This window comes from Amycolatopsis sp. ATCC 39116 (assembly GCF_000231075.2).
GTDB lineage: Bacteria > Actinomycetota > Actinomycetes > Mycobacteriales > Pseudonocardiaceae > Amycolatopsis_E > Amycolatopsis_E tucumanensis.
Genome location: NZ_AFWY03000009.1, coordinates 173,848 through 196,165, shown reverse-complemented (window position 1 = coordinate 196,165; position 22,318 = coordinate 173,848). Strand labels below are relative to the sequence as shown.

Genomic DNA, 22,318 nt, shown 5'->3' with positions numbered 1-22,318 from the left:
TCACGCCGCGAGCTGAATTGCCGAAGTTTCTGGCTCCCCTGGTGGTGGTCCTGCCGCGAGAAGCGCACGGTCGTACTCGGCCTTCCACGTGATCCGCTCCGCGATGGCCCGCATGAGCAGGTGCGCCCGCGGGGGCGCGTCCCTGTCCCCCGGCACGACCTTGCGCCAGATCAGCCGCGAGGTGTCCTCCTCCGGCTTCACGATGCCGACGCCCGCGAGCATGTCGCGCACGAACGCCTTCCGATCCGCCTTGTGATCCGCGAGCGACTTCCCGGACCACTTGCGCGAGACGAGCACCCGCCGGCCAGGCAGCCCGAGCGTGGTCCGCCGGTGCGCACGCCCCTTGCAGTGCCCAGGAGTCGTCCGACTCGTCACCCCGAGCGGCTGCACCCCGTAGAGCAGCCACACCGCGCACCGAGGCGAACACGGGGTGACCGCCAGCTCAGCGTGAAGGCGGTCGTGGTGGTCCCGCTGCCTCGCGCTCGTGGCCTCGATCACCTCACCCGTCGACTTGGTGAGGTACTTGGTCAAATACCCGATGTGCCGCCCGGCCTCTTCGGTGCCGCCGAGGATTCCCTTCGAGTGCACTTGCCTCCCGAAGGTCACGACATGCGCGGGTTCCTCGACCGCTTCCACTGCCTCCTCCCACTGCGTCAACGGCTCCCGGGTCTCCGGATCCACAAAGGACTTGCTCCGCATGTCCCACACCGGAAGCCGGTCCCCGCCGTAGACCAGCTCGTCATGCCGGGGCCACCACACTTGGTGATAGGTGGCTTCGGTGACCTGCCGCAGCACCTCATGCGGAATCGACCCCCGCAACGCCGCATGCAGATGCGGTGCAGTGCGCTTCTGCGGCTCCACAGTGGCGAAGTACTGCACGTCCCAGCCGACCACGCGGCGGAGGTTCTGCCACCACCGATCCACCAGTGACGAGAAGTGCACCGCATCCCGCGCCGCCCGCCGATAGTCATAGGACGCCATGTCCGCCGGCGTGCCGTCCTCCCGCACCCGCCCATAGCTGTCGCAGGTCAGCGTGACGAACATAGACGGCCGGAACTTCCCGGCGTACTCCCGCCCCACGGTGGTTTTGGCGACCTTCTTCCGGGGCAGGTTGGGTGCGTCCTGCCGCCGCTTTGTCGACCGCTTCACCGAACGCTTCGAGGGCAGGTCCGGCGAGGGCAACCGGCCGCGCATGCCGAGTTGCCGAAGTTCCTCATCGACCCCGCGGATCTCCTCCCGCAGCTCGTCGGCCTGGCCCTCCTCCCCGTGCTCGACCGCCTCCCGATACCGCGTCACCAGATCCGCGCGGAACTCCATCAACTCCTTCTGCCCCGGACTCGGCGGAGCCGGGGTGAAGTCCGGTTCCTCGGTCAGGTGCCAGCCCTCCCGGCACTGGGCCATCCGCAACGCCTTGGCCTTCTTCGCGCACGGCCCACAGACGCTCTCCACCGTCGAGCCACACGGCACCGCCACGTACCGCAGCTCACCGGTGTCCGGGTCACCGACCTCCATCGTGAACGGCCGCACGCACACGCCGTGCTTCTCGGCGGTGGCCTTCATGACCTCCGTCGAGAGCGGCTGACGCATCCGTTCTGCCCTGCTCTGGTGCATCAGGCCGCCACACCTCCCCAGTGGCCCACCTGCCCGCCGACGTAGGCCTCCAGAGCCTTCACGGACGCGTCCGGAACCCACCCGGCCCGGACTCGCAACGGCTCCCGCAGCCCTTCGCCCCACACGTAGCCGACACCGGCCGCGGACTCGTCGATCCGGTCCGCCCAGGCACCCCGCTCGTACGCCTGATCACCGAGCACCATGCCGACATGCGACTTCGAGGTGACGCGGAGGCAGATGCGCCGCGGGAACAGCTCCCGGACCGGGACCGTCTCCTTCGTCGGCTCCTGCACATAGCCCCGGACCGTGAAGCCCAGCGCCCGCCCCTGGGTGGTCAGCAGGGCCACCTTCTCCACGATCTGCTCACGGGTCTTGCGGTCGGTGTACTTGGTCAGTGCCCCGATCTCGTCGAACTCGATCAGCTCCAGCGGGTTCTCACTGGAGATCGGCACTGATCGCACGCGGCCGGCGAACTCGCTCTTGCGCTTGTCCATCGCGTCCACGAGGTCGTCCAGCAGCGCCAGGGCGTCCTTCGGAGTCACCGCGTACCGATGGAAGATTCCCCGCCCGTAGGCCAGCTCCATCCCCTTCGGGTCGATCCCGGACACCCTGATCAACCCGTCCCGGATGGCCGGCGCGATCGCCACGAGCGGGCACCACATCACCGAGTTCTTGCCCGCACCGCTGGCACCCGCGGTCAGGGTGTGGCTGCCCGAGCCGAACAACGGGACCCGCCAGTCCTGCCCGTACTCAGTCCGTCCCGCCCACACGTGCCGCAGGTCAACCGGCATCGACCCGAGCTCCGGGCAGGGAACCGGCGCAGCGAGCAGGTCCCGGCGCTGGAAATCGATCGACACCACGTTGGGAGCGACCTCCCGCACCTGGCACCGGCCGACTTTTCGCGCCGATGCCAGCGCACGAGCCGCGTCGTCGAAGTCTTCCGGCTTCTGTCCCGGCACCAACTGCACCCGGACCTCATCCCACGACGGCCCGGACTTCACCCGCTTGACCTTCGGCATGCGCACCCCGGCACGTTCCCGGTCCCGGGTGATCTTCTTTCGCCCGACGAGAGTGACCGTCAGGTCCACCGGGATCGCGTCGTCCTTCACGCTCAACCCGCAGGCGTGCAGCCAGCCCGGCAGTTTCGGCACGTAGATGGCCCACTTCTGCCACCAGGTGCGCAGGAACTGCCCTGCCCACTGGTCGTAGGAGACGAGGTGGAACCACCGCCAGCACGCCAAGCCCGAACCGACTACGCACAGGCTGACCAGCAGCGAGACCCAGCCGACCCAGTAACACCAGGCCACCAGCGCGAGCACGGTGATCGTCGTGCGCGGGTGCATCACGATCTGCGCGACCATCCAGCCGAGGGCTTTGAGCAGCCACCACAGGGCGAAGAACACCACCGCGGCCGCCGCCAGCGCCTCCGCGATCGAGGCCAGCGCGGAGCCGAGCTTGTGCAGCACCCAGACGACCACCGCCAGGCCGATCACGCCGAGGAAGAGGATTCCGAAGGTGTGTGCGTCCATCAGCGACCACCCGCCTTCGTGGTGATCGGCAGCGGCAGTCGGCCGGCACAAGCAGCGCATTCGGTGTCGCCGGGGGCCAGTCGGGTGAACTTCTTGCATGCGGCGCACCGCGTCGGGGTGCGGCCGGTTGACACGGCTCGGTTGCCGTTGTCTATCGTTGCCACTTGTCTGCTCCCAGAGGGTGGACAGCGCAGGAGCGGCACGGTTGGTAGCCAGGTTCCGCTTCTGCGCCTTATGTTTCGAGGTTCCTGCATGAGGTCATGCGTCATCGCCGCACGTCCCCGCGTGCGTTTCGCGTCTACTGTGGACATTCCTCTAGAGACCTTCGTTGCCGCGGCCCGCACAGGTCCGGCACACGTACGCCTTGTCCCGCATCAGGCGATGGGTGCGTCCGCACAGCCAGCAGCGCCGCCGGACCAGCCACCGCCGTCGAGGCTTCCGGGACCTGGATGGCACTTCGTTCACCTCCTTCCACAGGGAGAGCACGGGAACGGATTCGTCGTCCGTTCCCGTGCCGATCTCAATCACCCTTGGCGTTCCGCGGGGCGACGAACGTGCCCTTGGACCGGATCGTCATGACGAACCCGCGCTCCCGCAGAATCCGAGTCGCGTGGCGGGCCGATCCCAGCGAAACGCCGTACTCCACTGCCAACCGCTTCTCACTGGGAAGCCGCGCGTACACCGGAAGCTCGCCCGAGTTGATGCGGTCGGCGATGTGGGCCGCCACCCACTCGTAGACGTAGCCCGGCTCCCCACCCTCCGGCCGCTGCCATGCTTGGGCCGGGGGCGCGTGGTCCTCACGCGTCATCATTAGCGCTCCTCGCCCACTCACGCGGCCTTCGCCGACTGCTCAGCCGGAGCCTTCCCCGCGCGTCCTCCACCGCTGCTCACGGCCTTGAAGCCGGTCGCGCGGAAGACGAAGGACTGGTACTTGAACTCGCCGTTGCCAGCCACTCGCGGCTCCGCGGTCAGCCCCTCCAGCTCCACCGGCCGCATACCCGGCAGCACCTCGCTCGTCGTCGGCACCGGCTGCACGTCAGCGAGGAACGTGACCTCGAAGGACGCGCGCTTGGCGTTCGGCTCCGACGGGTCGGTCACGGTCGCCTTCCACTGGCGCTTGCCGGTCACCTCGTCGACGCGCTGCCGAGCGGGACGACCGGCCGCCCTGTCCTCCCGGGACTGGTACTCGTTGTCCGGCGAGATCTCGCCCACCATCACCAAACCCTGCGGGAACGCGTCATCGAACTCGATCGGGAAGCGGTGTCCCCTGGAAATAGCCATGTCGATACCCCTTGTGTGCCTTCGTGTTCTGTGGTCGAGCGCGACCAGTCATTCGGTTTCGTTCGAGCGGTGACCATCAGCGGAGTCGAGCGGGAACGAGCGCGAGCGGTTCTGCGTCTCGCACCAGTCCCCGAACTCGATGGCAGCGACAGCCAGGCTCCGCGCGAACCGAGCGGCATCGGTCAGCCCGCCGATGCGCGCGGGAACCTGGATGACGAAGGTGGCGTCCTTGCCGCCGGCGATGAGTTGCCGGATGCCGGGTGACGGTGAAACGACCTCAGCGCCGTACCCGGCGGCGGGCTGGATCACCACGTGAATGCCCATCTGCTCTCCTGGGGGTCTTGACTCTCCCGCGTCCGGTGGGGCGCGGTATGACCCAGGAGACACCCGGTTCAGGGCGATCACCCGGACAAACTGTCCGGGTAGGTGTTGCAGAGGGCTAGCGCGAGGCGGGAACGGCCTCGTTCACCGCGTCGAGCACGGCCGACCAGGGCAGTTCACGCCCCGGCGCACTGCGCGGCTCGTGGAGCGGCCAGACGTCATCACCGTAGACGAGGCGCACGCCAGCCCGCTGGAGCGCTGCGATGTGGAACTCCCATGACGGGTGCCTCACGTGCGCAGCGTTCACCCGCGGGAACACGACGACCGGCAGGTTCCGAGTACCGATGGCCTCGTTCACCTGCGTCAAAGCCTGATTGTCCGCAATACCCATCGCGAGCTTGGCGACCATGTTCGCCGACGCCGGAGCGACCAGGTAGCAGTCAACGGGAGGGTGCGGGCTCTTCTCGTCCGGGTCGCGAGGCTCAACGCGCACCGGGTAGCCGGTCGCCTCCTCGATCTCCGCGAGCGCCCCGGACTTCTGGAGCCAGCGGCCGGCAGTGGGCGTCAGGGTAACGACGACCGTCCACCCTGCTTCCTGCGCAGGTCGGATGACGCGTGGAAGCAGCTCCTCAACGCCACCCGCACCGGAACCCACCAGACCGAGCACCCGCGAACCCATGCACCTACCTCACCGCTCCACAACGCTCAGCCAGCGCCAGGAGCGCCGACGACTTCCGGCCGGCCGTGGCCGGAGCACGACGGTACATCGACCGCACAACCTCACGGACCACGGTCGAATGCCGCACGATGGCCGGCGACTTCTGCTCCGCCGATAGCAGCGTTTGCAGGGCCTCGTCATCCTTCGCCATCAGACTTAGCGCCCGCGCGTAGTCGATCAGGTACGTGACCTGACGTTCCGCGGGCAAGTGTTCGACGTCGACCTTCGGAGCCTGCTCGATCACCTGCGTCACATCGCCGAGGTCCAGGGCCGCGGAGAGGCGGTGCAGCTCGACGTTCGCCGGTCCGAAGCCGGTGTGCCAGTAGTTCGCATCCACCCCGAGCTGTTCGCCTGCGCGGGTGGCGTGCGCGAGCAGGTCATTCGAGGTCGCCCGGTCCTGATGACGGGCCGCGGCGACCGCCGTTCGCAGGTAGAGCATGCCGTAGAGGCTCAGCGCCGCCGGATCACCGGCCGCCATCCGCGGAACCAGCCACTTCGCCGCAGCTTCCCCCAGCTCAAGCGCGTCTTCGAACCGGCCGACAGCCAGGAGTGCGTGAGTACCGGACCTCGCAGCCGACGCCAGCACCAGGGGATCGTCCGCCTCGTCGGCCGCCTGCATAGCCCGCTCAGCCGCGATCCAGGACAAGTCGGCCTCGCCAATCTTGCTCAACGTGGTCGCGGTCAGGTGGTGAATCCGCGCCGAGAGCGCCGCACAGGTGCGCCGGTAGGCCGGATCATCCGCCGAGGCAGCCTCCATCTGCTGAGTGGTCTTGATCAACCCAGGAAGAGCCTGGACAACTCGGCCGAGGTCGCCCTTCTGATAGCTCGACCAGGCCCCCTCCACGAGCTGCTTGACGGGAGCAGGGTCGATGTACTCGGGCGACATGGACGAGGAGAACAACGTCCGCGAGAGCCGCCTGGCAGCCATCAGCGCATCTCGGATCGCCGGAACGTCGTCGTTGCGCTCCTCGTCCTCCATGAGAACGGGCTCACCGAGCAGATCGCCGAGAGTCACCCGCAACGCGCGAGCCACGTCCGCGAGCACGTCCAGCCTGCGGATATCGCGCTCACCACGCTCGATCTTGCTGAGCCAGTCCTCAGAGCGACCGACCAGATCGGCCAGTACGGCCTGCGACAACCCCCGACGACGCCGGTAGAAGGCAACACGCTCCCCGATGCTGAGCTGATCACCCACACCGCGCATAGACCCAGGTTAGCAGCAAAATAACAACCTGAGCATGAACAGCAACACTTGCGACCGTGACGGCGATACTCGGGTAGCCGCTCAGCGAGTGAGCCCGACGAGAGGTGTCCTACCCGTGTCCTTTGCCCCTGTCGACCGAATGCGCCAGCGAATAGAGCGCGCCCGCGAGGAGTCCGACGCAGCATACTTTTTCGAACTGCTCTACTTCGGAGAGATGGTTATTAAGATCCTGGTGGTGGAAATTCTCGCAGGTATTCAGGAGGACCGAGAAGGCCACCGATACGCTCTTGAGAGACGACTTTTGACCGCCGATAGTATCGGCTCTTGGGCAGAAGTACTGGACGATATTCTCACCGGGCCGGTCAGCCAACAACTTGTGCCAGAGGCAAGAAATTCACAGTCCTCGATTGCGGCCGCAAAAAGTCCCATTGAAGAGACATGGCAGCGACAAGCAGTGCTCCTCTTGCAAAAAGCCTGCGCGAAAATCGATGCCGGTCGCGAGGACCTCAGCCGACAGAAGGTGTCACTTCGCCAATGGGTGCGGAACTTTGTTTGGCTTCGAAATCGAACACGGGGCCATGGAGCAACGAAGCCTCTCACATTTTCTGCCGCAAGCGCTGACCTAAACGAGTCAGTAAATTTAGTGGTAGATAATCTCCCTGCGTTTTCACGTTCCTGGGCCTATCTTCACCGCAGCCTCTCCGGCAAGTACCGAGTTAGCTCTTTCGGCGGAAGCCGCGATCCTTTCGTCTATCTAACACGGGAGAACGACCACTCATTCCCCGATGGTTGTTACGTATTCTTGGGCGAACCACGTCGGGTACCCCTACTATTCAGCGACGCCGAACTAAACGACTTCTTTCTACCGAACGGCAATTTCAACAAAGGATCCTTCGAATCACTTTCTTACATCTCGGATGAGATCCAAACACGAGAGGGCAGCACCTGGTTGCTCCCCGCAGATGCTCGGCCCACAAGCGAAACCGCCGCTGCGCCCGGATTAGACGTCATTGGGAACGTCTTTACCAACATGCCACCTAGGCGTCCGGGCTACGTAAGTCGCGGCCGCCTCCAGGACGACCTGAAGAAGATTCTACTCGACGCGCGACACCCCATAGTTACACTGCAAGGCAGGGGTGGCGTAGGTAAAACATCCCTCGCCCTTGAAGTGCTTCACCAGCTCGCCGACGACCAAGAATTCTTTGCCATTGTATGGTTCAGTGCACGAGACATCGACCTGCTCCCAGAGGGACCACGGGTGGTCCGCGCAGATGTCCTTTCTGTCGATGATGTTGCGCGCGACTTCTCCGCCCTGATGCACCGAGAGCCTCTTTCACCGAGGGAAGCTACGCGGTACCTCACCGACTGCCTATCAGGAGAATCGAAAGACGGTCCGTTCCTGTTCGTGTTCGACAATTTCGAGACGGTCCGAGACCCGTTAGAGCTCTACATTTCTATCGACAACTGCATCCGGCTTCCAAACAAGGTTTTAATTACAACCAGAACACGCGATTTCAAGGCGGACTATCCGATCGAAGTTCGAGGTATGACACCCGGCGAGTTTGCTAGATTGGTACACGATACGGCAATTCAATTAGGAATCGCCCATCTAGTAGACGATCGATACCGCGACATGCTGTACGAAGAGTCAGACGGCCACCCATATGTAGCAAAAGTATTACTCGGCGAGGTGGCCCGAGAACAAAGACTTGTAACCCCTAAACGTGCCATAGCCACAAAAGAGGCTATGCTTGACGCGTTGTTTGATAGATCCTACGAAGCATTGTCGCCAGCTGCAAAACGCGTCTTCCTAACATTGAGCAGTTGGCGCTCTAGCGTTCCAAAAATTGGCCTTGAAGCAGTCCTACTTCGACCGGCTAATGAGCGTCTTGACTTTGACAGCGCCGTCCTCGAGCTACAGCAAATGTCCCTCGTGGAGATGATCGAGGGCGCATCCCGAGACGACGTGTTCCTGACCGTACCTCTCGCAGCGGCAGTTTTTGGCCGGAAGAAGCTGGTGACAAGTCCGCTCAAGATCGCAATCGATGTCGATCTAGCTCTTCTTCGCGGATTTGGCGTGACCACAACCGCAGAAGCGTCCCGCGGAGTCGCGCCGCGGATAGACGGAATAGCTCGCGTCACCGCGGTTCGGGCAGAACAAGGACTTGATGTCAGCCAGGAGCTAGGTGTAATCCGATACATGGCTACGGCCTATCCGCAAGCGTGGCTGGTTCTGGCCGAACTACAACATAATCAACTGAACAACACTGCCGACGCTATTGAGTCGTTGAAGAAATACTTGGAAGGCCGCGAGGGTGACGTCTTAGCCTGGAAGCGACTGATCCAGCTTTACCGGAATGTCGGCGACCCAATTGCAGAATTGACCGCTAGATTGCAGCTCGTCGAGTTAGGGCAAGTCGACTTCAAAGAGCTTAGCTCGACAGCCAATAGATTCAACAAACTTCTCGCGAGCGGCGAAATCGTGTTGGACGGCGACGAAAAAAGACTAACGGTCAGAAAACTGCGTCGATTACTCGAGGAGAACGCCGATCAAGCAAACGCTAATGATCTCTCCCGCTTGGCCTGGCTTTGTCTCCACGACCGCGACAGCGCTTCCGCCCGCCGTTGGGCTAACGAAGGTTTGCAGCTTGACCCGGAGAATCAGCATTGTCTGAGTCTAAAGCGCAGACTCGACCACGAGAGTCGATCGACAAGCAACGGTTCTGTCACCACAGGGCCGGCGCACTGATTGCCGAATCCGCCTCTACGGGATCAAGGCGCGCCGCCGGCGGCGGCGCGCTCTGCCCGTTACCTTGGGTGCCGCAGCAGGACCCGGGCGCGGCTTACGCCGGGCTGCCGCTCCGCTTCGCCCGGCGAGCCGCGTGGCGCGGCAACCCAGCCGAGCACTTCGCCACCCCCGGCGGCGCGCCGATTCAGCCGGACCGAGCGCAGCAGCTCGTCACCTGGGCAGCCACCCGCCGCCTGCCTGGGCACTCTCACGCTCGGTCTCCTTGCGCCGACGCTACGGATTGAACGTCGTTCGCCAGGAGCCGCGCATTACGTGAGCGCTGGTCACGAGTCGATCACCACCCCGACAGCCGATCGTGACTACGGCCGGTGGCACCGCGTCAAGGCGGGAAAGCGTGCCTTGACCCGGCACCACCGGCCGTGTTCTGGGCTGTGTGTCGGGGTGATGGGAGGGTTGTGGGCGGCTCAACCGGCGTGCCATTCCCGTGCCAGTAGCCCCGGTCAACAGCGGTCAACCGGAGACCTCAGTGGCGCAGGAACAAGCAGGTCACGCGCACCGGCCGGGCAGCAGACGCAATCTTCCAAACTGGTGGTGCGGGTTCGATTCCCGTCGCCCGCTCCATGCTTTGCCCTGGTTAGAGGCTGTACGCTGTGGACGGTGTCCCCAGGGGGCGGGGAATGTGTCCCCATGATCTTGAAACTTGGGTCGCGCTCCCGGTCATGCCCCTTGATCCACACCCTCCTCCCCCTGGTCGGCGCCCCCTTGGCCGGTAGTCCACTCGCGGAACGGTTGCGTACAGACCGAAACAGGCCGCGACACACGTCGCCTACATCTGGCTGGGTCGCCCGGTTCCCGGCTCGTCCCCGACACGACTGGCGGGTCCGCGCGGACAGCCGCAGGATCAGCGCGGCGCGCACGTGGTCGCTCAACTCCTCGTCCTCCATTCCCGTCGCCCGCTCTCGTCGTCTCCGCGGTGGCGGACGTTGGTACTGTCGCCGGGTGCCGCGGTTGATCCTGCTCAACGGTCCGCCCGCGTGCGGCAAGTCGACGCTCGCGGGGCGGTACGCCGACGATCACCCCCTCACGCTGAACCTGGACGTCGACCGGGTGCGGAGCCTGATCGGCCGCTGGCGCGACGACCCGCACACCGCCGGCCTGCTCGCTCGCGGCGTCACGCTCGCCGCCGCTCGTGCGCACCTCTCAGCGGGGCACGACGTGGTGGTCCCGCAGTTCCTGGGCCGCACGACGTTCATCGACCAGCTCGAATGCCTCTCCCACGAAGTCGGAGCCGCGTTCCACGAGATCGTGCTGCTCGACAGCAGGGAGAACGTGCTGCGGCGCTTCGCCGAGCGCACCCGCGCGGCAGCCGATCCACTGCACGTCGAAGCCCACGAGATGATCGGGCGCGACGGCGGGTTCGACGACCTGTCGGTGATGTACGACCGGTTGACGGAGGTGATCGCGGCCCGGCCACAGGCCCGGATCGTGCACGTCGAGGAGGGCCAGGTGGAACTGACATATCACGCACTGCGGCGCAGCCTGGGATGAGACGACGTGGACGACCACCTGCGCGCCGACGTCGAGACGCTCTGGCGCTACCACCACCTGGACCACGAGCCGCGGCGGACGGATGTCGGGGTGGGGCTCGGGAGTCATGACCTGGGGGTCGCCGACCACACCGCCGAGCTGTACCACGCCGGCCGGTTCCCGCTGGTCGTCTTCACCGGCGCCAACGCGCCCACCACGGTCGACCTGTTCCCGCGCGGCGAGGCCGTCCACTTCGGCGAGCACGCCCGAGCCCGCGGCGTCCCGGCGGCGGCCATCCGGCTCGAGACCCGCGCCACCAACACCGGCGAGAACATCACCTTCACCCGACGGCTGCTCGCCGACCTCGACATCCGGTCCGTGACGCTCGTCTCGCGCCCCTACCAGCAGCGCCGCGCCTACGCGACCTGCCGCAAGCTGTGGCCCGACGTGGACGTCGTGTGCGCCGCCAAACCACAAACGCTCGACGAGCACCTGCACACCATCGGCGACGAAGACCGGGTGATCAACATGCTGGTCGGCGACACACAACGGATCACCCTCTACGCCGAGCGGGGTTTCGCGATCCCCCAACCCTTCCCGGCGAACGTCCACAGTGCCCTGCAGCGCCTCATCGCCGCGGGGTTCACCAAACGCCTGGTCTAGCCTCGCACCCCGTGGATCTGCTCCCCTTCGACGAGTACGTCGCCGCCCTGCCCCGCAAGCGCATGGCGGCCGGCGTCCTGTTCCGCGACGACGCCGGGCGCGTGTTGCTCGTCGAACCCTCGTACCAGCCGTACTGGGACCTGCCGGGCGGCACCGTCGACGCCGAAGAGTCACCGTGGGCAGCCGCGACGCGAGAGGTCCGCGAAGAGCTCGGCATCGAGCGCCCCCGTGGCGATCTCCTCGTCATCGACCACCGCAAATCCGGGGATCGCCTGCCCGAGGGCCTCTACTTCGGCTTCGACGGCGGGCTCATCACCGAAGCCGAAGTCGCCGCCCTCACGCTCACCCCCGAGATCCTCTCGGCGCGCCTGTTCACCCGCGACGAGCTGCCCGCCAAGACCCGCCCGTCACTGGTCGCCCGGATCGACGCCGCCGTCGAAGCCCAGCGCGGCGGGCGTCCGGTCCTGCTGGACACCCAGTGACGACACGCATTCCCGGCACCGGGGCAGCTTCCGCCACGCGTGGGTTCTCTCGGACGGGATGCAGCGCCTCCCGCAGTTCGACCGCAGCCCGGTCCTCGGGTGGTAGTCGCGCGCCGGGGAGACCCAGTGGGTGGCTCCGGCGTCGCTGTCGGGGAGCCAGCCCCAGTAAACGCACAGTTCCAAAGGCGATCTGCCGTGCATGCGCGGCATCGTGGCGAACACCGGCACACGGCGAACACCAGCCACACCGCCGGTAACACACGGCTTACGAACGTGCGCCCACTGTTTACCCGCCCACCTGCCGCGCCGTCGCCATCGCCCGCTCCGTCTCCCAGAACGCCCGCATCGACCGGACCAGCCCGTCCTCGCCCACCCGGTACACGAACACGCCCTCGGTGTCGACGCGGTACCCACCCGGCAGGTACGTCGTGATCGTCCCGACGTTCGCCACCTCGTCGCCGGCCGCGAACGAGTCCTTGATCACGAACTCGAACCGCTCGACCTTCGCGATCGCCAGGTCCCAGAACGCCGCGATCCCGTCGTGGCCGTGGTGCCCGCGACCCTCCTCGTCGAACATCGACTTGCCGACCGGGTCCTCGATCACCGCGTCCGGCGCGAACAACGCCAGCCACTCGTCCTTCGCGCCGCGGCAGGTCGCGTTCATCGACCGCCACGCCGCGACCCGGGCCGGCGGCTGCTCGGCCTCGACGTCCCAGCACACCTGAACACCCATGACACGCCCCCTCAGAACCGGGAAATGACCTCGTCGGCGAACTTGCGGATCGCGTCCTTCTTCGGTCCGACCGGATCGCCGAACCCGATGCCGTCGAACACCCACGGCTGCGTGACGATGTCGGTCACGCCGATCTCGGCCTGCTCGCGGTAGCCGTCCAGGCCGAACCGGTCGATGCACACCGCCTGGATCTCGAACGGCACGTCGGCGCGCCCGTACTCGGCACGCAGCTCCGCGAGCCGCGAGATCGTGGAGCGCAGGTCGTCGAACTTCATCATCGCCGAGGACCAGCCGTCACCGACCCGCGCGGCGCGCTTCAACGCCACCTCGGTGTGCCCGCCGATGTAGAACGGCACGTGCTCCGACGGCGCCGGGCTCATCTGCAGCTTGTCGAAGTCGAAGAACTCGCCGTGGTACTCGACCATCCCGCCGTCCAGGATCAGCCGCAGCACCTCGATCGCCTCGTCCACGCGCTTGCCGCGCTTCGCGTACGGCGCGCCGCACCACTCGAACTCCTCCGGCGACCAGCCGACGCCCAGCCCGAGCCCGAACCGGTTGCCGGACAGCACCGCGACCGACCCGACCTGCCGCGCGAGCAGCACCGGGTTCCGCGAGCCGAGCTTGAGCACCGACGTGTAGAACTCGATCCGCTCCGTCACCGCGGCCATCGTCGCGACCGCCACCAGCGGGTCGGCCCACGGCGTGTCCGCGGTCCAGAACCGGCTGCCGTCGGGCGTGTACGGGTACTCGGCGGACACGTGCTCGGAGTAGAACAGCGAGTCCGGCAACGCGATCGAGGAGAAGCCGCACTCCTCGGCGGTGCGCGCTAGCTCGGTGAACTGGTCCAGGGGGTTCATCGCGACCGAGAGGGTGAACTTCATGCGACCGAGACTATAACGTGTTCTAGTTTTCGTCGAGAGCGGAACCGCTTGCGGCCTCGTTCCGGCAGCTCACAGACTGGTCACCGTGATCCAGGAATTCGCCGGCGACGTCGCCTCGGACTACGCGCGCTTCCGCCGCGGGTACCCGGCGGAGGTCTTCGACCTGCTGGCGGCGGAGTTCCCGCTCGGCCGGGTGCTGGACCTGGGCTGCGGCACCGGTCAGCTGACCGTGCCGATGGCCGCCAGGGCGGGCGCGGTGATCGGCATGGACCCCTCCCCCGACATGCTCGCGCACGCCCGCGGCGGCGCCAGCTCGACGACGCGAAGGCCGACGCCCGGCGCCTGGTCGAGCGCCTGGGTGGCCAGGTGCTGAACCTCGTGGGTTCGAACGAGCCGGCGAAGCAGGCACTGGCCGACGCGTCCGAGCGCTACAACGCGGCGGGCTCGCAGCTGGAGCAGGCACAGACGGCCGAGCAGGCCAAGCTCGTCAAGGAGACCGCGCTCGAAGGCCTCTACTACGTGCGCGCGGCGCGCGAGGCGATGGGCATGGACCCCGGCCCCAAGCTGCCCGAGGAGGCCGAGCGCGAGCGCGCGGGCAAGGTCACCGAGCACCGCAGCGTGGACGTCGAGGGCAGGCACTACGAGGCGTCGCCGAACCCGGGCGACAACACGCCCTACTACTACCCGGGTGGCCGCGTGGCCGGGCGCCCGGTGCCGCAGGGCTGGTACAGCGAGCCGTGGTGGAAGCCGGCGCTCGTGGCGGGTGCGTGGGGCCTGGGCTCGATGTTCCTGTTCAGCGCGATGTTCAGCGGCATGGCAGGCATCGCCAGTGCCTCGGCGTGGGAGTCCGGCTACGACGCGGGCCAGGAGGACGCGATGGCCGACGCGGGAGCCGACGGCGGCGACATGGGTGACGCCGGCGGCGACGCGGGCGGGGACTTCGGCGGCGACATGGGCGGCGACTTCGGAGGCGACTTCGGCGGGGATTTCGGCGGCTTCTGACGCCTCACCACTCAGCGGGCCGGACACCACGTCCGGCCCGCTTTTTCACGCCGCCTGGCAGACCGGGCACCAGTAGAGGTTCCGCCCGGCCAGCTCGGTGTGGGCGATGGGCGTGCCGCAGATCAGGCACGGCTGCCCGGTGCGCCGGTAGACGTACACCTCGCCGCCGTGCCGGTCCTGCCGCGGCGCGCGGCCGGTGACCTCGGGCAGGTGCTCGTCGTCCACGGTGTCGATGCGGCCGATCCGCACGCCCTTGCGCATCAGCGCGACGAGGTCGGTCCACATCTCCTTCCACTGCACGTGGTCCAGCGCGCGGCCGGGCACCATCGGGTTGATGCGGTGCCGGAACAGCACCTCCGCGCGGTACACGTTGCCCACGCCGGAGATGACCGACTGGTCCATCAGCAGCGCGGCGATCGACGTGCGGGACGCCGAGATCCGCTGCCACGCCTCGTCCGGGCGGGCGTCGCGGCGCAGCGGGTCGGGGCCGAGGCGCGCCTTGATCGCGTCGACCTCGTCCGGAGTCAGCAGCTCGCACCGGGTGGGGCCGCGCAGGTCCGTCCAGTGCGTCCGGCCGGTCAGCCGCAGCCGGACCTGGCCCACCGGCGGGGTTTCCGGCAGTTTCGCCTCGGTGAACGTCCCGTACAGTCCCAAGTGGACGTGCACGGACCCGAGCGGGCCGAAGTCGTGGAACAGGTGTTTGCCGTAGGCCTCGGCCTTCAGCATGACCTGACCGTCCAAAAGGGCCGCCTCGCTCGCGAAGCGGCCCTGCGGACTGGAAACGCCCACCGGCGCGCCCGCGTACCGCCGCTGGTGCAGGCGGGCGAGCCGGTGGAGGGTGTGCCCTTCGGGCATCAGGCAGGCAGCGGCGGCGGGGTGCCGGTGCGCTCGTAGTCGAGCATCTGCTGCACGCGGCGGCCGTGCCGCTCGTCCTCCGACGGCGGGGTCGACAGGAACGCGTCGACGATCGCGGTGGCTTCCTCGACGGTGTGCATGCGCGCACCGAGGCCGATGAGCTGCGCGTGGTTGTGCTGGCGGGCGAGCTCGGCGATCTCCGGCTTCCAGGCCAGCGCCGCCCGGGCGCCCTTCACCTTGTTCGCGGCGATCTGCTCGCCGTTGCCGGAACCGCCGATGACGATGCCCAGGCTGCCCTCGTCCGCCACCACTCGGCGGGCGGTCTCGATGCAGAAGGCCGGGTAGTCGTCGGCGGCGTCGTAGACGGCCGGGCCGATGTCGGTGACCTCGTGGCCCTGGCCCTTCAAGTACTCGACCAAGTGGTTCTTCAGCTCGAAGCCGGCGTGGTCTGATCCCAAGTAGACGCGCACGGGTGGAGTCTCGCATCCGGGTGGGACCCGGGCATGCTGGGGGTGTGGACGCGTTCGCCCAGGACGGGCATGACCTGCGGTTGGAGTGGGGTGCGGAAGGGGTCGCCGGGCTGGGGCGGGAGTGCGCGGTGCTGATCGTCGTGGACGTCCTGTCGTTCAGCACGACGGTGGACCTGGTGACGGGCCGCGGCGGCCGGGTCCGTCCCCTGCGCTGGCGTGGTGACCGGGTGCCGCGGCCGGCCGCGGTCGGCCTGGATCCCGGGCTGCTCGACCTGCCGTCCCCGAACGGCGCGACCCTGTGCGCCGAGGCCGCGGAGACCGGCGCGACGGTGCTCGTCGGCTGCCTGCGCAACGCCTCGGCGGTCGCGGCCGCGGCGGACCGGCTGGCCGGTGGGCGCCCGGTCGGCGTCGTCCCGGCGGGCGAGCGCTGGGGCATCAACATCACGACGACCGCTCCCCGCGGACCGCTCCGGCCGTGTGTGGAGGACCTGCTCGGCGCGGGCGCGATCGCCGCCGCGCTGTCCGGCCGCGTCGCCTCCCCCGAGGCGCTGCTGGCCGCCACCGCCTACCGCGGCACGGACATCGCCGAGGCGTTGCGCGGATGTGTCTCCGGCCGGGAACTCACCGCCAACGGCCACGAACGGGACGTCGAGCTGGCCGCGCAGGTGGACGTCAGCACGGCCGTCCCCGTCCTGGTCGACGATCTCCTGGAGGCCGCGTGACCTGGCTCGAACTGGCCGACGGCGTGCACGCCCGCCGCTACGAGCACCTGGACCAGACGCTCGGTCTGGTCGTGGGCGCCGAGCGGTGCCTGGTGATCGACACCGGCGGCGACGAGGTCCACGGCGCGGCCTTCGCGGCGGAGGTCCGCGCGATCACCGCGCTGCCGTGGACCGTGGTCATCACCCACGCCCACTTCGACCACCACTTCGGCACCGCCGCGTTCCTGCCCTGCCCGGTCTGGGCGCACGAACGCTGCCGGGACGCGCTGGTCCGCGAAGGCGAGTCCGACCGGGCGGAGTGGGTGCGCCGGCTGGCGGGCAAGCCGGAAGCCGAGCGGCTCGCGGCGGCGCGCCTGGTGCTGCCGGACCACCTGCTCACCGACAGCGTCCAGCTGGACCTCGGTGGGCGGACCGTGGAGCTGGTCCACCCCGGCGTGGCGCACACCGACCACGACGTGGCCGTGCACGTGCCGGACGCCGGGGTGCTGTTCGCCGGCGACCTGGTCGAGCAGGGCGCGCCGCCGTCGATCGGACCGGACGCGCACCCCGCGCACTGGCCGTCGGCGCTGGACCGGTTGCTCGCCCTGCGCCCCGCCACCATCGTGCCGGGGCACGGCGATCCGGTCGGCCCGGACTTCGTGGCCGCCCAGCGCGACGAGCTCAGTCGAAGTTGAGCTCGCCGGTGCGGGTGCGCTTGAGCTCGTAGAAGTCGGGGTAGCTCGCCAGCAGCCGGGCGCCGTCGAACACCTTCACGGCGTCCTCGCCCCTCGGGATCGAGCTGAGCACCGGGCCGAAGAACGCGACGCCGTCGATGTGGATGGTGGGGGTGCCGACGTCCATGCCGACCGGGTCCATGCCCTCGTGGTGGCTCTTCTTCAGCGCGTCGTCGTACTCGGCGGAGTCGGCCGCGGACGCGAGGTCGGCGGGCGCGCCCACGGCCTCCAGGGCCTGCCGGGTGACCTCGGGGATGTCCTTGTTGCCCTGGTTGTGGTAGCGGGTGCCGAACTCGGTGTAGAAGTCCCGCAGGATCGCCTCGCCCTTCTCCTGGGCGAGCGCCGTGGCCACCCGCACCGGGCCCCACGCCTTCTCCAGCAGCTCCTTGTACTCCGCGGGCAGGTCGCGCCCGCTGTTGAGGACCGCGAGGCTCATGACGCGGAAGTTCAGGTCGAGGTCGCGCTGCTTCTCCACCTCCAGGATCCAGCGCGAGCTGATCCAGGCGAACGGGCAGACGGGGTCGAAGTAGAAGTCCACGCGTGTGCGCTCTGCGGTCATCAGTGTTCTCCCTGTGGGTGCTGGGCCGTCAAACGGGCCAACAGCACGCGGAGGGCACTTGTTCCCCGCCGGAACATGATTGGATAGCGGGATCACCGAGAATGACAACCGCGAGCGTTTCCGAGGTGCCTGTGCCCGCCCCTAACCTGACCCGTGACCAAGCCAAACAGCGTGCCGAGCTGCTCGAGGTCGAGTCCTACGACATCGCCCTCGACCTCACGGACGGTAACGGCGGCCCGGGCGAGAGAAGCTTCGACTCGAAGACAACGATCCGGTTCGCCGCCACGAAGCCGGGCGCGAGCACGTTCGTCGACATCGTCGCCGGCTCCGTCCGCTCCGCGACGCTCAACGGCACGGCGCTGGACGTCTCCGGCTACACCGAGGAGAACGGCGTCGAGCTGCCGAACCTCGCCGCGACCAACGAGCTGGTCGTCGAGGCCGACTGCCGCTACATGAACACCGGCGAGGGCCTGCACCGGTTCGTCGACCCGGTCGACGACGCCGTGTATCTGTACACGCAGTTCGAGACGGCCGACGCGAAGCGCATGTTCGCCTGCTTCGACCAGCCCGACCTCAAGGCCACCTACCGGCTGACGGTCACCGCGCCGAGCGACTGGAAGGTCGTGTCCAACGCGCCGGTGGAGAGCACCGAGAAGACCGCCGAGGGCACCACCCGCACGGTCTTCGCCACCTCCGAGCGCATCTCGACGTACCTGGTCGCGTTGATCGCCGGCCCGTACGCCGAGTGGCACGACCAGTACACCGACGAGCACGGCACGATCCCACTGGGCATCTACTGCCGCGCGTCGCTGGCCGAGCACATGGACGCCGAGCGGCTGTTCACCGAGACCAAGCAGGGTTTCGGCTTCTACCACAAGGCGTTCGCCACGCCGTACCCGTTCCGCAAGTACGACCAGCTGTTCGTGCCGGAGTTCAACGCGGGCGCGATGGAGAACGCGGGCGCGGTGACGTTCCTGGAGGACTACGTCTTCCGCAGCCGGGTCACCCGCTACGCCTACGAGCGGCGCGCCGAGACGCTGCTGCACGAGATGGCGCACATGTGGTTCGGCGACCTGGTCACCATGCGCTGGTGGGACGACCTGTGGCTGAACGAGTCGTTCGCGACGTTCGCGAGCGTGCTGGCGCAGGCCGAGGCCACCGAGTACGAGCACGCCTGGACGAGCTTCGCCAACATCGAGAAGTCGTGGGCCTACCGGCAGGACCAGCTGCCCTCGACGCACCCGATCGCAGCCGACATCGTGGACCTGCAGGCCGTCGAGGTGAACTTCGACGGCATCACCTACGCCAAGGGCGCCAGCGTGCTGAAGCAGCTGGTGGCCTACGTCGGGCTGGACCACTTCCTGGCCGGGCTGCGGGTGTACTTCGGCAAGCACGCGTGGGGCAACGCGACGCTGGCCGACCTGCTCAGCGCCCTGGAGGAGGCGTCGGGCCGCGACCTGTCCGGGTGGAGCGCGCAGTGGCTGGAGACGACCGGCCTGAACTCGCTGCGGCCGAAGTTCGAGACCGACGCCGAAGGCCGGTTCACGTCGTTCGCGGTGCTGCAGACCGGCGCGAAGCCGGGCGCCGGTGAGCTGCGCACGCACCGCATCGCGGTCGGCATCTACGACGAGGAGAACGGCAAGCTGGTCCGCAAGCAGCGGGTGGAGCTGGACGTCGAGGGCGAGCGCACCGAGGTGCCGGACCTGGTCGGGCAGCCCGCGGGCAAGCTGGTGCTGGTCAACGACGACGACCTGACCTACTGCACGATGCGCCTGGACGCCGGTTCGCTGACCACGCTGGTCGACCGGATCGCCGACATCACCGAGCCGCTGCCGCGGACGCTGTGCTGGTCGGCGGCGTGGGAGATGACCCGCGAGGCCGAGCTGAAGGCCAGGGACTTCCTGCAGATCGTGCTGCACGGGATCCACGCGGAGACCGAGGTCGGTGTCGTGCAGCGACTGCTGCTGCAGGCGCAGACCGCGCTGAACTCGTACGCGCAGCCGTCCTGGGCGGCGGCCGAGGGATGGCCGCAGTTCACCCGGAAGCTGCTGGAGCTGGCCCGCGCCGCCGAGCCGGGCTCGGACCACCAGCTGGCGTTCGTCAACTCGCTGACCGGTTCGGTCCTGGACGACGCGACGGTCGACGTGCTGGCAGGCTGGCTCGACGGGTCGAACCCGCTGGAGGGCCTCGTGGTCGACGCGGACCTGCGCTGGCGCCTGCTGAACGCGCTGGTGGCGCACGGCCGGGCGGCGGACGAGGAGATCGACGCGGAACTGGCCCGGGACGACACCGCGACGGGCCGACGCCACGCCGAGCACGCCCGCGCCCTGCGCCCCACCCCGGAGGCCAAGGCGGAGGCGTGGCAGCGCGCGGTCTACGACGACGACCTCCCGAACGCGATGAGCAACGCCATCATCGGCGGCTTCTCCCACCCCGGGCAGAAGGACCTGCTGACGGGCTACGTGAGCACCTACTTCGCCGCCATCGACGAGGTCTGGTCCCGCCGGTCGAGCGAACGCGCCCAGCCCACGGTCGTCGGCCTGTTCCCCGCCTGGGCGGTCGAACACGCCACGGTGCAGGCCGCGGACGAGTGGCTGGCGGGCGACCACCCCGCTGCCCTACGGCGGCTGGTTTCGGAAGGCCGAGCCGGCATCGTGCGCGCACTGGCAGCACGGGAATTCGACGAGGGCTGATCAACGGAAGAGCAAAGGGGCGCCGGGCGAAGCTCGGCGCCCCCTTCTTTTGAGCAACCGCAAGCCGGCAACGCAACGCCACCGACTACCCCAACCAGACCTCCCCCGCCCCCGATCCACAGCCGATCTTTAGTCGCCGATCAGCGGGGTCAAGGCACGCTTTCCCGCCTTGACGCCGTTGCTCGGCGACTGAAACACAATCAGGGAGAGGGGGCGGGGGTGGTCGGAAGGTGACCGTTTGGCGCCGTGAGGCGCTGTTTTCGCGCGAAGGCGCGGGTTTAAAGATCAAAAGAGTCCTCGCCGGACGGGCAGGCTCCGGGATGACCAGGGGTTGGGTGCCTCGTCTCGCCTCGGGTGGGTGGTCGCTGTGCGGTCATCCCGTCGCCTTCCGGTTTGTGCATATCACCTTGAGCCAGGGCCGCAAGGTTGGCATGTCATCTCACGCGGGCAGCGGAGGTTGCGGCCCTGGCTCAAGGTGATCGTTGCGTGTCAGGCGACGGGATGACCGCCCAGCTCGGGTTTGGTTCAAAGATCAAAAGGAGAAGGGCGGCCGCTAACGCGACCGCCCTTCTCCTTTTTTGCCTTTTAGTGCTTGGGGGCGGAGCCGGCCTGGTCGGCCAGCATGCGCAGCCCCGAGGTGAGGCCGCCGATGAGGTCGCCCTCCTTGAAGGACGCCACCATGCTCATCACGGCGAGCTTGGCGCCGCGGTCGGGGAGACGGCGGATCGCGTCGGAGCCCGTCACGATCTCCACCACACGCTCGCCGGGCGAGACGGCGATCAGCACGGCGTTCGCGGAGTCGGGTTCGATCCTCGCGTGCAGCTCCTCGGCGCGGGCGCGGCTCTCGGAGCCCAGCTCGCCCAGGTACACGCTGAAGTCGAGCCCGGTCTCCCGGCTCGCGAGCGTCAGCGCCTCGTCCAGACGGGCCAACTGGACGGTGCTGAATGGGCTGGATGGAGCAGCGGGCTCGTACATCCGGGCCACCGAGCGGCGACCGGTCGCGGTAATCGCGACCCCGATCTCCAGCTCCTCGTCCGATCCTGGCTGTCGGGTCAGCTCACCAGCTGCCACGGGCTCCTCCTGCCGCCGTCACGCGCGCGTTCCCGCTCGCGTCCCTGTTCTCCACCGGTTCGCCGGAGTGCGTGTCGTGCACGGTCCCGATACCTTCCGGGTTGCCGCTCCACCACATCGGCGGGTACTCCCAGGCCTGGCCGGGCCGGTAGCGCGGCGTGCCGGTCAGCTTCGACCGCAGGGTGAGCACGCTGATCACCCCGTAGATCGCGGCCGGGATCAGCGCGAAGATCAGGATCGTCTCTCCGATGTTCACGCCAGAAGAGTAGCCCGACGAGCCCAAGCCCGCCGAAGCCGGTCACGACCGCTCGTCGCGTGGGGGCCGCCGTCCGCCGAGCGTCGCGACCACGTTGGGGCGATGGGCTGAAGAGCGGTCGGACGAAAGGTTGCAACTCAACGTACAGCCGGCCGCACCGGGCGCGATTGCCTTGTCCGGTGGCCCAGTTCCTCGTAGCTTTTTCACCTGTACGGGCCTTGCGCCCCGCTCCCCTTCCCAATGAGTAACGCACAGGTCCCTGGAGGACAGATCATGCA

At 67.8% G+C, this 22,318-nt stretch carries 22 protein-coding genes and 1 pseudogene; 9 read left to right on the top strand and 14 right to left on the bottom strand.

What is annotated here, in order from left to right; all coding sequences use genetic code 11:
* The 7 genes from AMY39116_RS0313835 to AMY39116_RS0313805 form a co-directional block, all read right to left on the bottom strand.
* Positions 1-1,611: a replication initiator gene (locus tag AMY39116_RS0313835; RefSeq protein WP_020418238.1), complete on the bottom strand. Its 1,611-nt coding sequence runs from the start codon at positions 1,609-1,611 to the stop codon at positions 1-3.
* Positions 1,611-3,140, bottom strand: a complete 1,530-nt coding sequence (locus AMY39116_RS0313830; RefSeq protein WP_020418237.1) for an FtsK/SpoIIIE domain-containing protein — start codon at positions 3,138-3,140, stop codon at positions 1,611-1,613. The genes AMY39116_RS0313835 and AMY39116_RS0313830 overlap by 1 nt, the downstream gene beginning before the upstream one ends.
* Before the next feature lie 520 nt (positions 3,141-3,660).
* Positions 3,661-3,951, bottom strand: coding sequence for a winged helix-turn-helix domain-containing protein (locus AMY39116_RS42795; RefSeq protein ID WP_020418236.1), 291 nt, complete (start codon positions 3,949-3,951; stop codon positions 3,661-3,663).
* Between the two features lie 17 nt (positions 3,952-3,968).
* Positions 3,969-4,421 carry a hypothetical protein gene (locus tag AMY39116_RS0313820; protein ID WP_020418235.1) on the bottom strand — a complete coding sequence of 151 codons (453 nt, stop codon included), beginning with the start codon at positions 4,419-4,421 and terminating at the stop codon, positions 3,969-3,971.
* 48 nt (positions 4,422-4,469) lie between these two features.
* A complete protein-coding gene (locus AMY39116_RS0313815) occupies positions 4,470-4,745 on the bottom strand; it encodes a hypothetical protein (protein WP_020418234.1) in 276 nt (91 codons plus the stop codon).
* Between the two features lie 115 nt (positions 4,746-4,860).
* Positions 4,861-5,421: a flavoprotein gene (locus tag AMY39116_RS0313810; protein ID WP_027935900.1), complete on the bottom strand. Its 561-nt coding sequence runs from the start codon at positions 5,419-5,421 to the stop codon at positions 4,861-4,863.
* A 4-nt stretch (positions 5,422-5,425) separates the two neighbouring features.
* Positions 5,426-6,664, bottom strand: coding sequence for a helix-turn-helix domain-containing protein (locus AMY39116_RS0313805; RefSeq protein ID WP_027935899.1), 1,239 nt, complete (start codon positions 6,662-6,664; stop codon positions 5,426-5,428).
* Positions 6,665-6,779: 115 nt separating this feature from the next.
* On the opposite strand from AMY39116_RS0313805, the gene AMY39116_RS46070 reads away from it, so the two are divergent.
* The 4 genes from AMY39116_RS46070 (at position 6,780) to AMY39116_RS0313785 (ending at position 12,085) form a co-directional block, all read left to right on the top strand.
* Positions 6,780-9,413: a lipopolysaccharide assembly protein LapB gene (locus AMY39116_RS46070; protein WP_157358544.1), complete on the top strand. Its 2,634-nt coding sequence runs from the start codon at positions 6,780-6,782 to the stop codon at positions 9,411-9,413.
* 999 nt (positions 9,414-10,412) lie between these two features.
* A complete protein-coding gene (locus AMY39116_RS0313795; RefSeq protein ID WP_020418230.1) occupies positions 10,413-10,961 on the top strand; it encodes an AAA family ATPase in 549 nt (182 codons plus the stop codon).
* 6 nt (positions 10,962-10,967) lie between these two features.
* Positions 10,968-11,603: a YdcF family protein gene (locus AMY39116_RS0313790; protein WP_020418229.1), complete on the top strand. Its 636-nt coding sequence runs from the start codon at positions 10,968-10,970 to the stop codon at positions 11,601-11,603.
* 11 nt (positions 11,604-11,614) lie between these two features.
* A complete protein-coding gene (locus tag AMY39116_RS0313785) occupies positions 11,615-12,085 on the top strand; it encodes an NUDIX hydrolase (protein WP_020418228.1) in 471 nt (156 codons plus the stop codon).
* A gap of 286 nt (positions 12,086-12,371) precedes the next feature.
* Here the strand turns inward: AMY39116_RS0313785 and AMY39116_RS0313780 are convergent, their stop codons facing one another.
* Complete coding sequence (locus AMY39116_RS0313780; protein WP_020418227.1) at positions 12,372-12,818, bottom strand: nuclear transport factor 2 family protein; 447 nt, start codon at positions 12,816-12,818, stop codon at positions 12,372-12,374.
* Between the two features lie 11 nt (positions 12,819-12,829).
* A complete protein-coding gene (locus AMY39116_RS0313775) occupies positions 12,830-13,699 on the bottom strand; it encodes an LLM class F420-dependent oxidoreductase (RefSeq protein ID WP_020418226.1) in 870 nt (289 codons plus the stop codon).
* A gap of 85 nt (positions 13,700-13,784) precedes the next feature.
* Between AMY39116_RS0313775 and AMY39116_RS45420 the strand changes: the two genes are divergently transcribed.
* Both AMY39116_RS45420 and AMY39116_RS42785 read left to right on the top strand, forming a co-directional pair.
* Complete coding sequence (locus tag AMY39116_RS45420) at positions 13,785-14,072, top strand: class I SAM-dependent methyltransferase (RefSeq protein WP_020418225.1); 288 nt, start codon at positions 13,785-13,787, stop codon at positions 14,070-14,072.
* Positions 13,988-14,701: pseudogene (locus tag AMY39116_RS42785) on the top strand (hypothetical protein); the annotation flags it as partial. The gene AMY39116_RS45420 and the pseudogene AMY39116_RS42785, both read left to right, overlap by 85 nt.
* 45 nt (positions 14,702-14,746) lie before the next feature.
* Here AMY39116_RS42785 and AMY39116_RS0313765 read toward each other — a convergent pair.
* Positions 14,747-15,556, bottom strand: coding sequence for an Fpg/Nei family DNA glycosylase (locus AMY39116_RS0313765; RefSeq protein WP_020418223.1), 810 nt, complete (start codon positions 15,554-15,556; stop codon positions 14,747-14,749).
* Entirely contained in the window at positions 15,556-16,026 is a 471-nt protein-coding gene (locus AMY39116_RS0313760; RefSeq protein ID WP_017987650.1) for a ribose-5-phosphate isomerase, read from the bottom strand. The genes AMY39116_RS0313765 and AMY39116_RS0313760 overlap by 1 nt, the downstream gene beginning before the upstream one ends.
* 44 nt (positions 16,027-16,070) lie before the next feature.
* On the opposite strand from AMY39116_RS0313760, the gene AMY39116_RS0313755 reads away from it, so the two are divergent.
* Together AMY39116_RS0313755 and AMY39116_RS0313750 are read left to right on the top strand one after the other, a co-directional pair.
* Entirely contained in the window at positions 16,071-16,748 is a 678-nt protein-coding gene (locus AMY39116_RS0313755; protein WP_020418222.1) for a 2-phosphosulfolactate phosphatase, read from the top strand.
* Positions 16,745-17,422, top strand: a complete 678-nt coding sequence (locus AMY39116_RS0313750; RefSeq protein ID WP_020418221.1) for an MBL fold metallo-hydrolase — start codon at positions 16,745-16,747, stop codon at positions 17,420-17,422. The genes AMY39116_RS0313755 and AMY39116_RS0313750 overlap by 4 nt, the downstream gene beginning before the upstream one ends.
* Here the strand turns inward: AMY39116_RS0313750 and AMY39116_RS0313745 are convergent.
* On the bottom strand, positions 17,409-18,020 hold the full coding sequence (locus AMY39116_RS0313745; protein WP_020418220.1) for a DsbA family protein: 612 nt from the start codon (positions 18,018-18,020) through the stop codon (positions 17,409-17,411). The genes AMY39116_RS0313750 and AMY39116_RS0313745 overlap by 14 nt on opposite strands.
* A 131-nt stretch (positions 18,021-18,151) precedes the next feature.
* On the opposite strand from AMY39116_RS0313745, the gene pepN reads away from it, so the two are divergent.
* Positions 18,152-20,713, top strand: coding sequence for an aminopeptidase N (gene pepN, locus AMY39116_RS0313740; protein WP_027935898.1), 2,562 nt, complete (start codon positions 18,152-18,154; stop codon positions 20,711-20,713).
* A gap of 585 nt (positions 20,714-21,298) precedes the next feature.
* Here the strand turns inward: pepN and AMY39116_RS0313735 are convergent.
* Both AMY39116_RS0313735 and AMY39116_RS0313730 read right to left on the bottom strand, forming a co-directional pair.
* The gene (locus AMY39116_RS0313735) at positions 21,299-21,784 is read right to left on the bottom strand and encodes a DUF5130 family protein (RefSeq protein WP_020418218.1); all 486 of its coding nucleotides are present in this window, start codon (positions 21,782-21,784) and stop codon (positions 21,299-21,301) included.
* Positions 21,771-22,040, bottom strand: a complete 270-nt coding sequence (locus AMY39116_RS0313730; protein ID WP_017987644.1) for a hypothetical protein — start codon at positions 22,038-22,040, stop codon at positions 21,771-21,773. The genes AMY39116_RS0313735 and AMY39116_RS0313730 overlap by 14 nt, the downstream gene beginning before the upstream one ends.
* Positions 22,041-22,318: the final 278 nt, after the last annotated feature.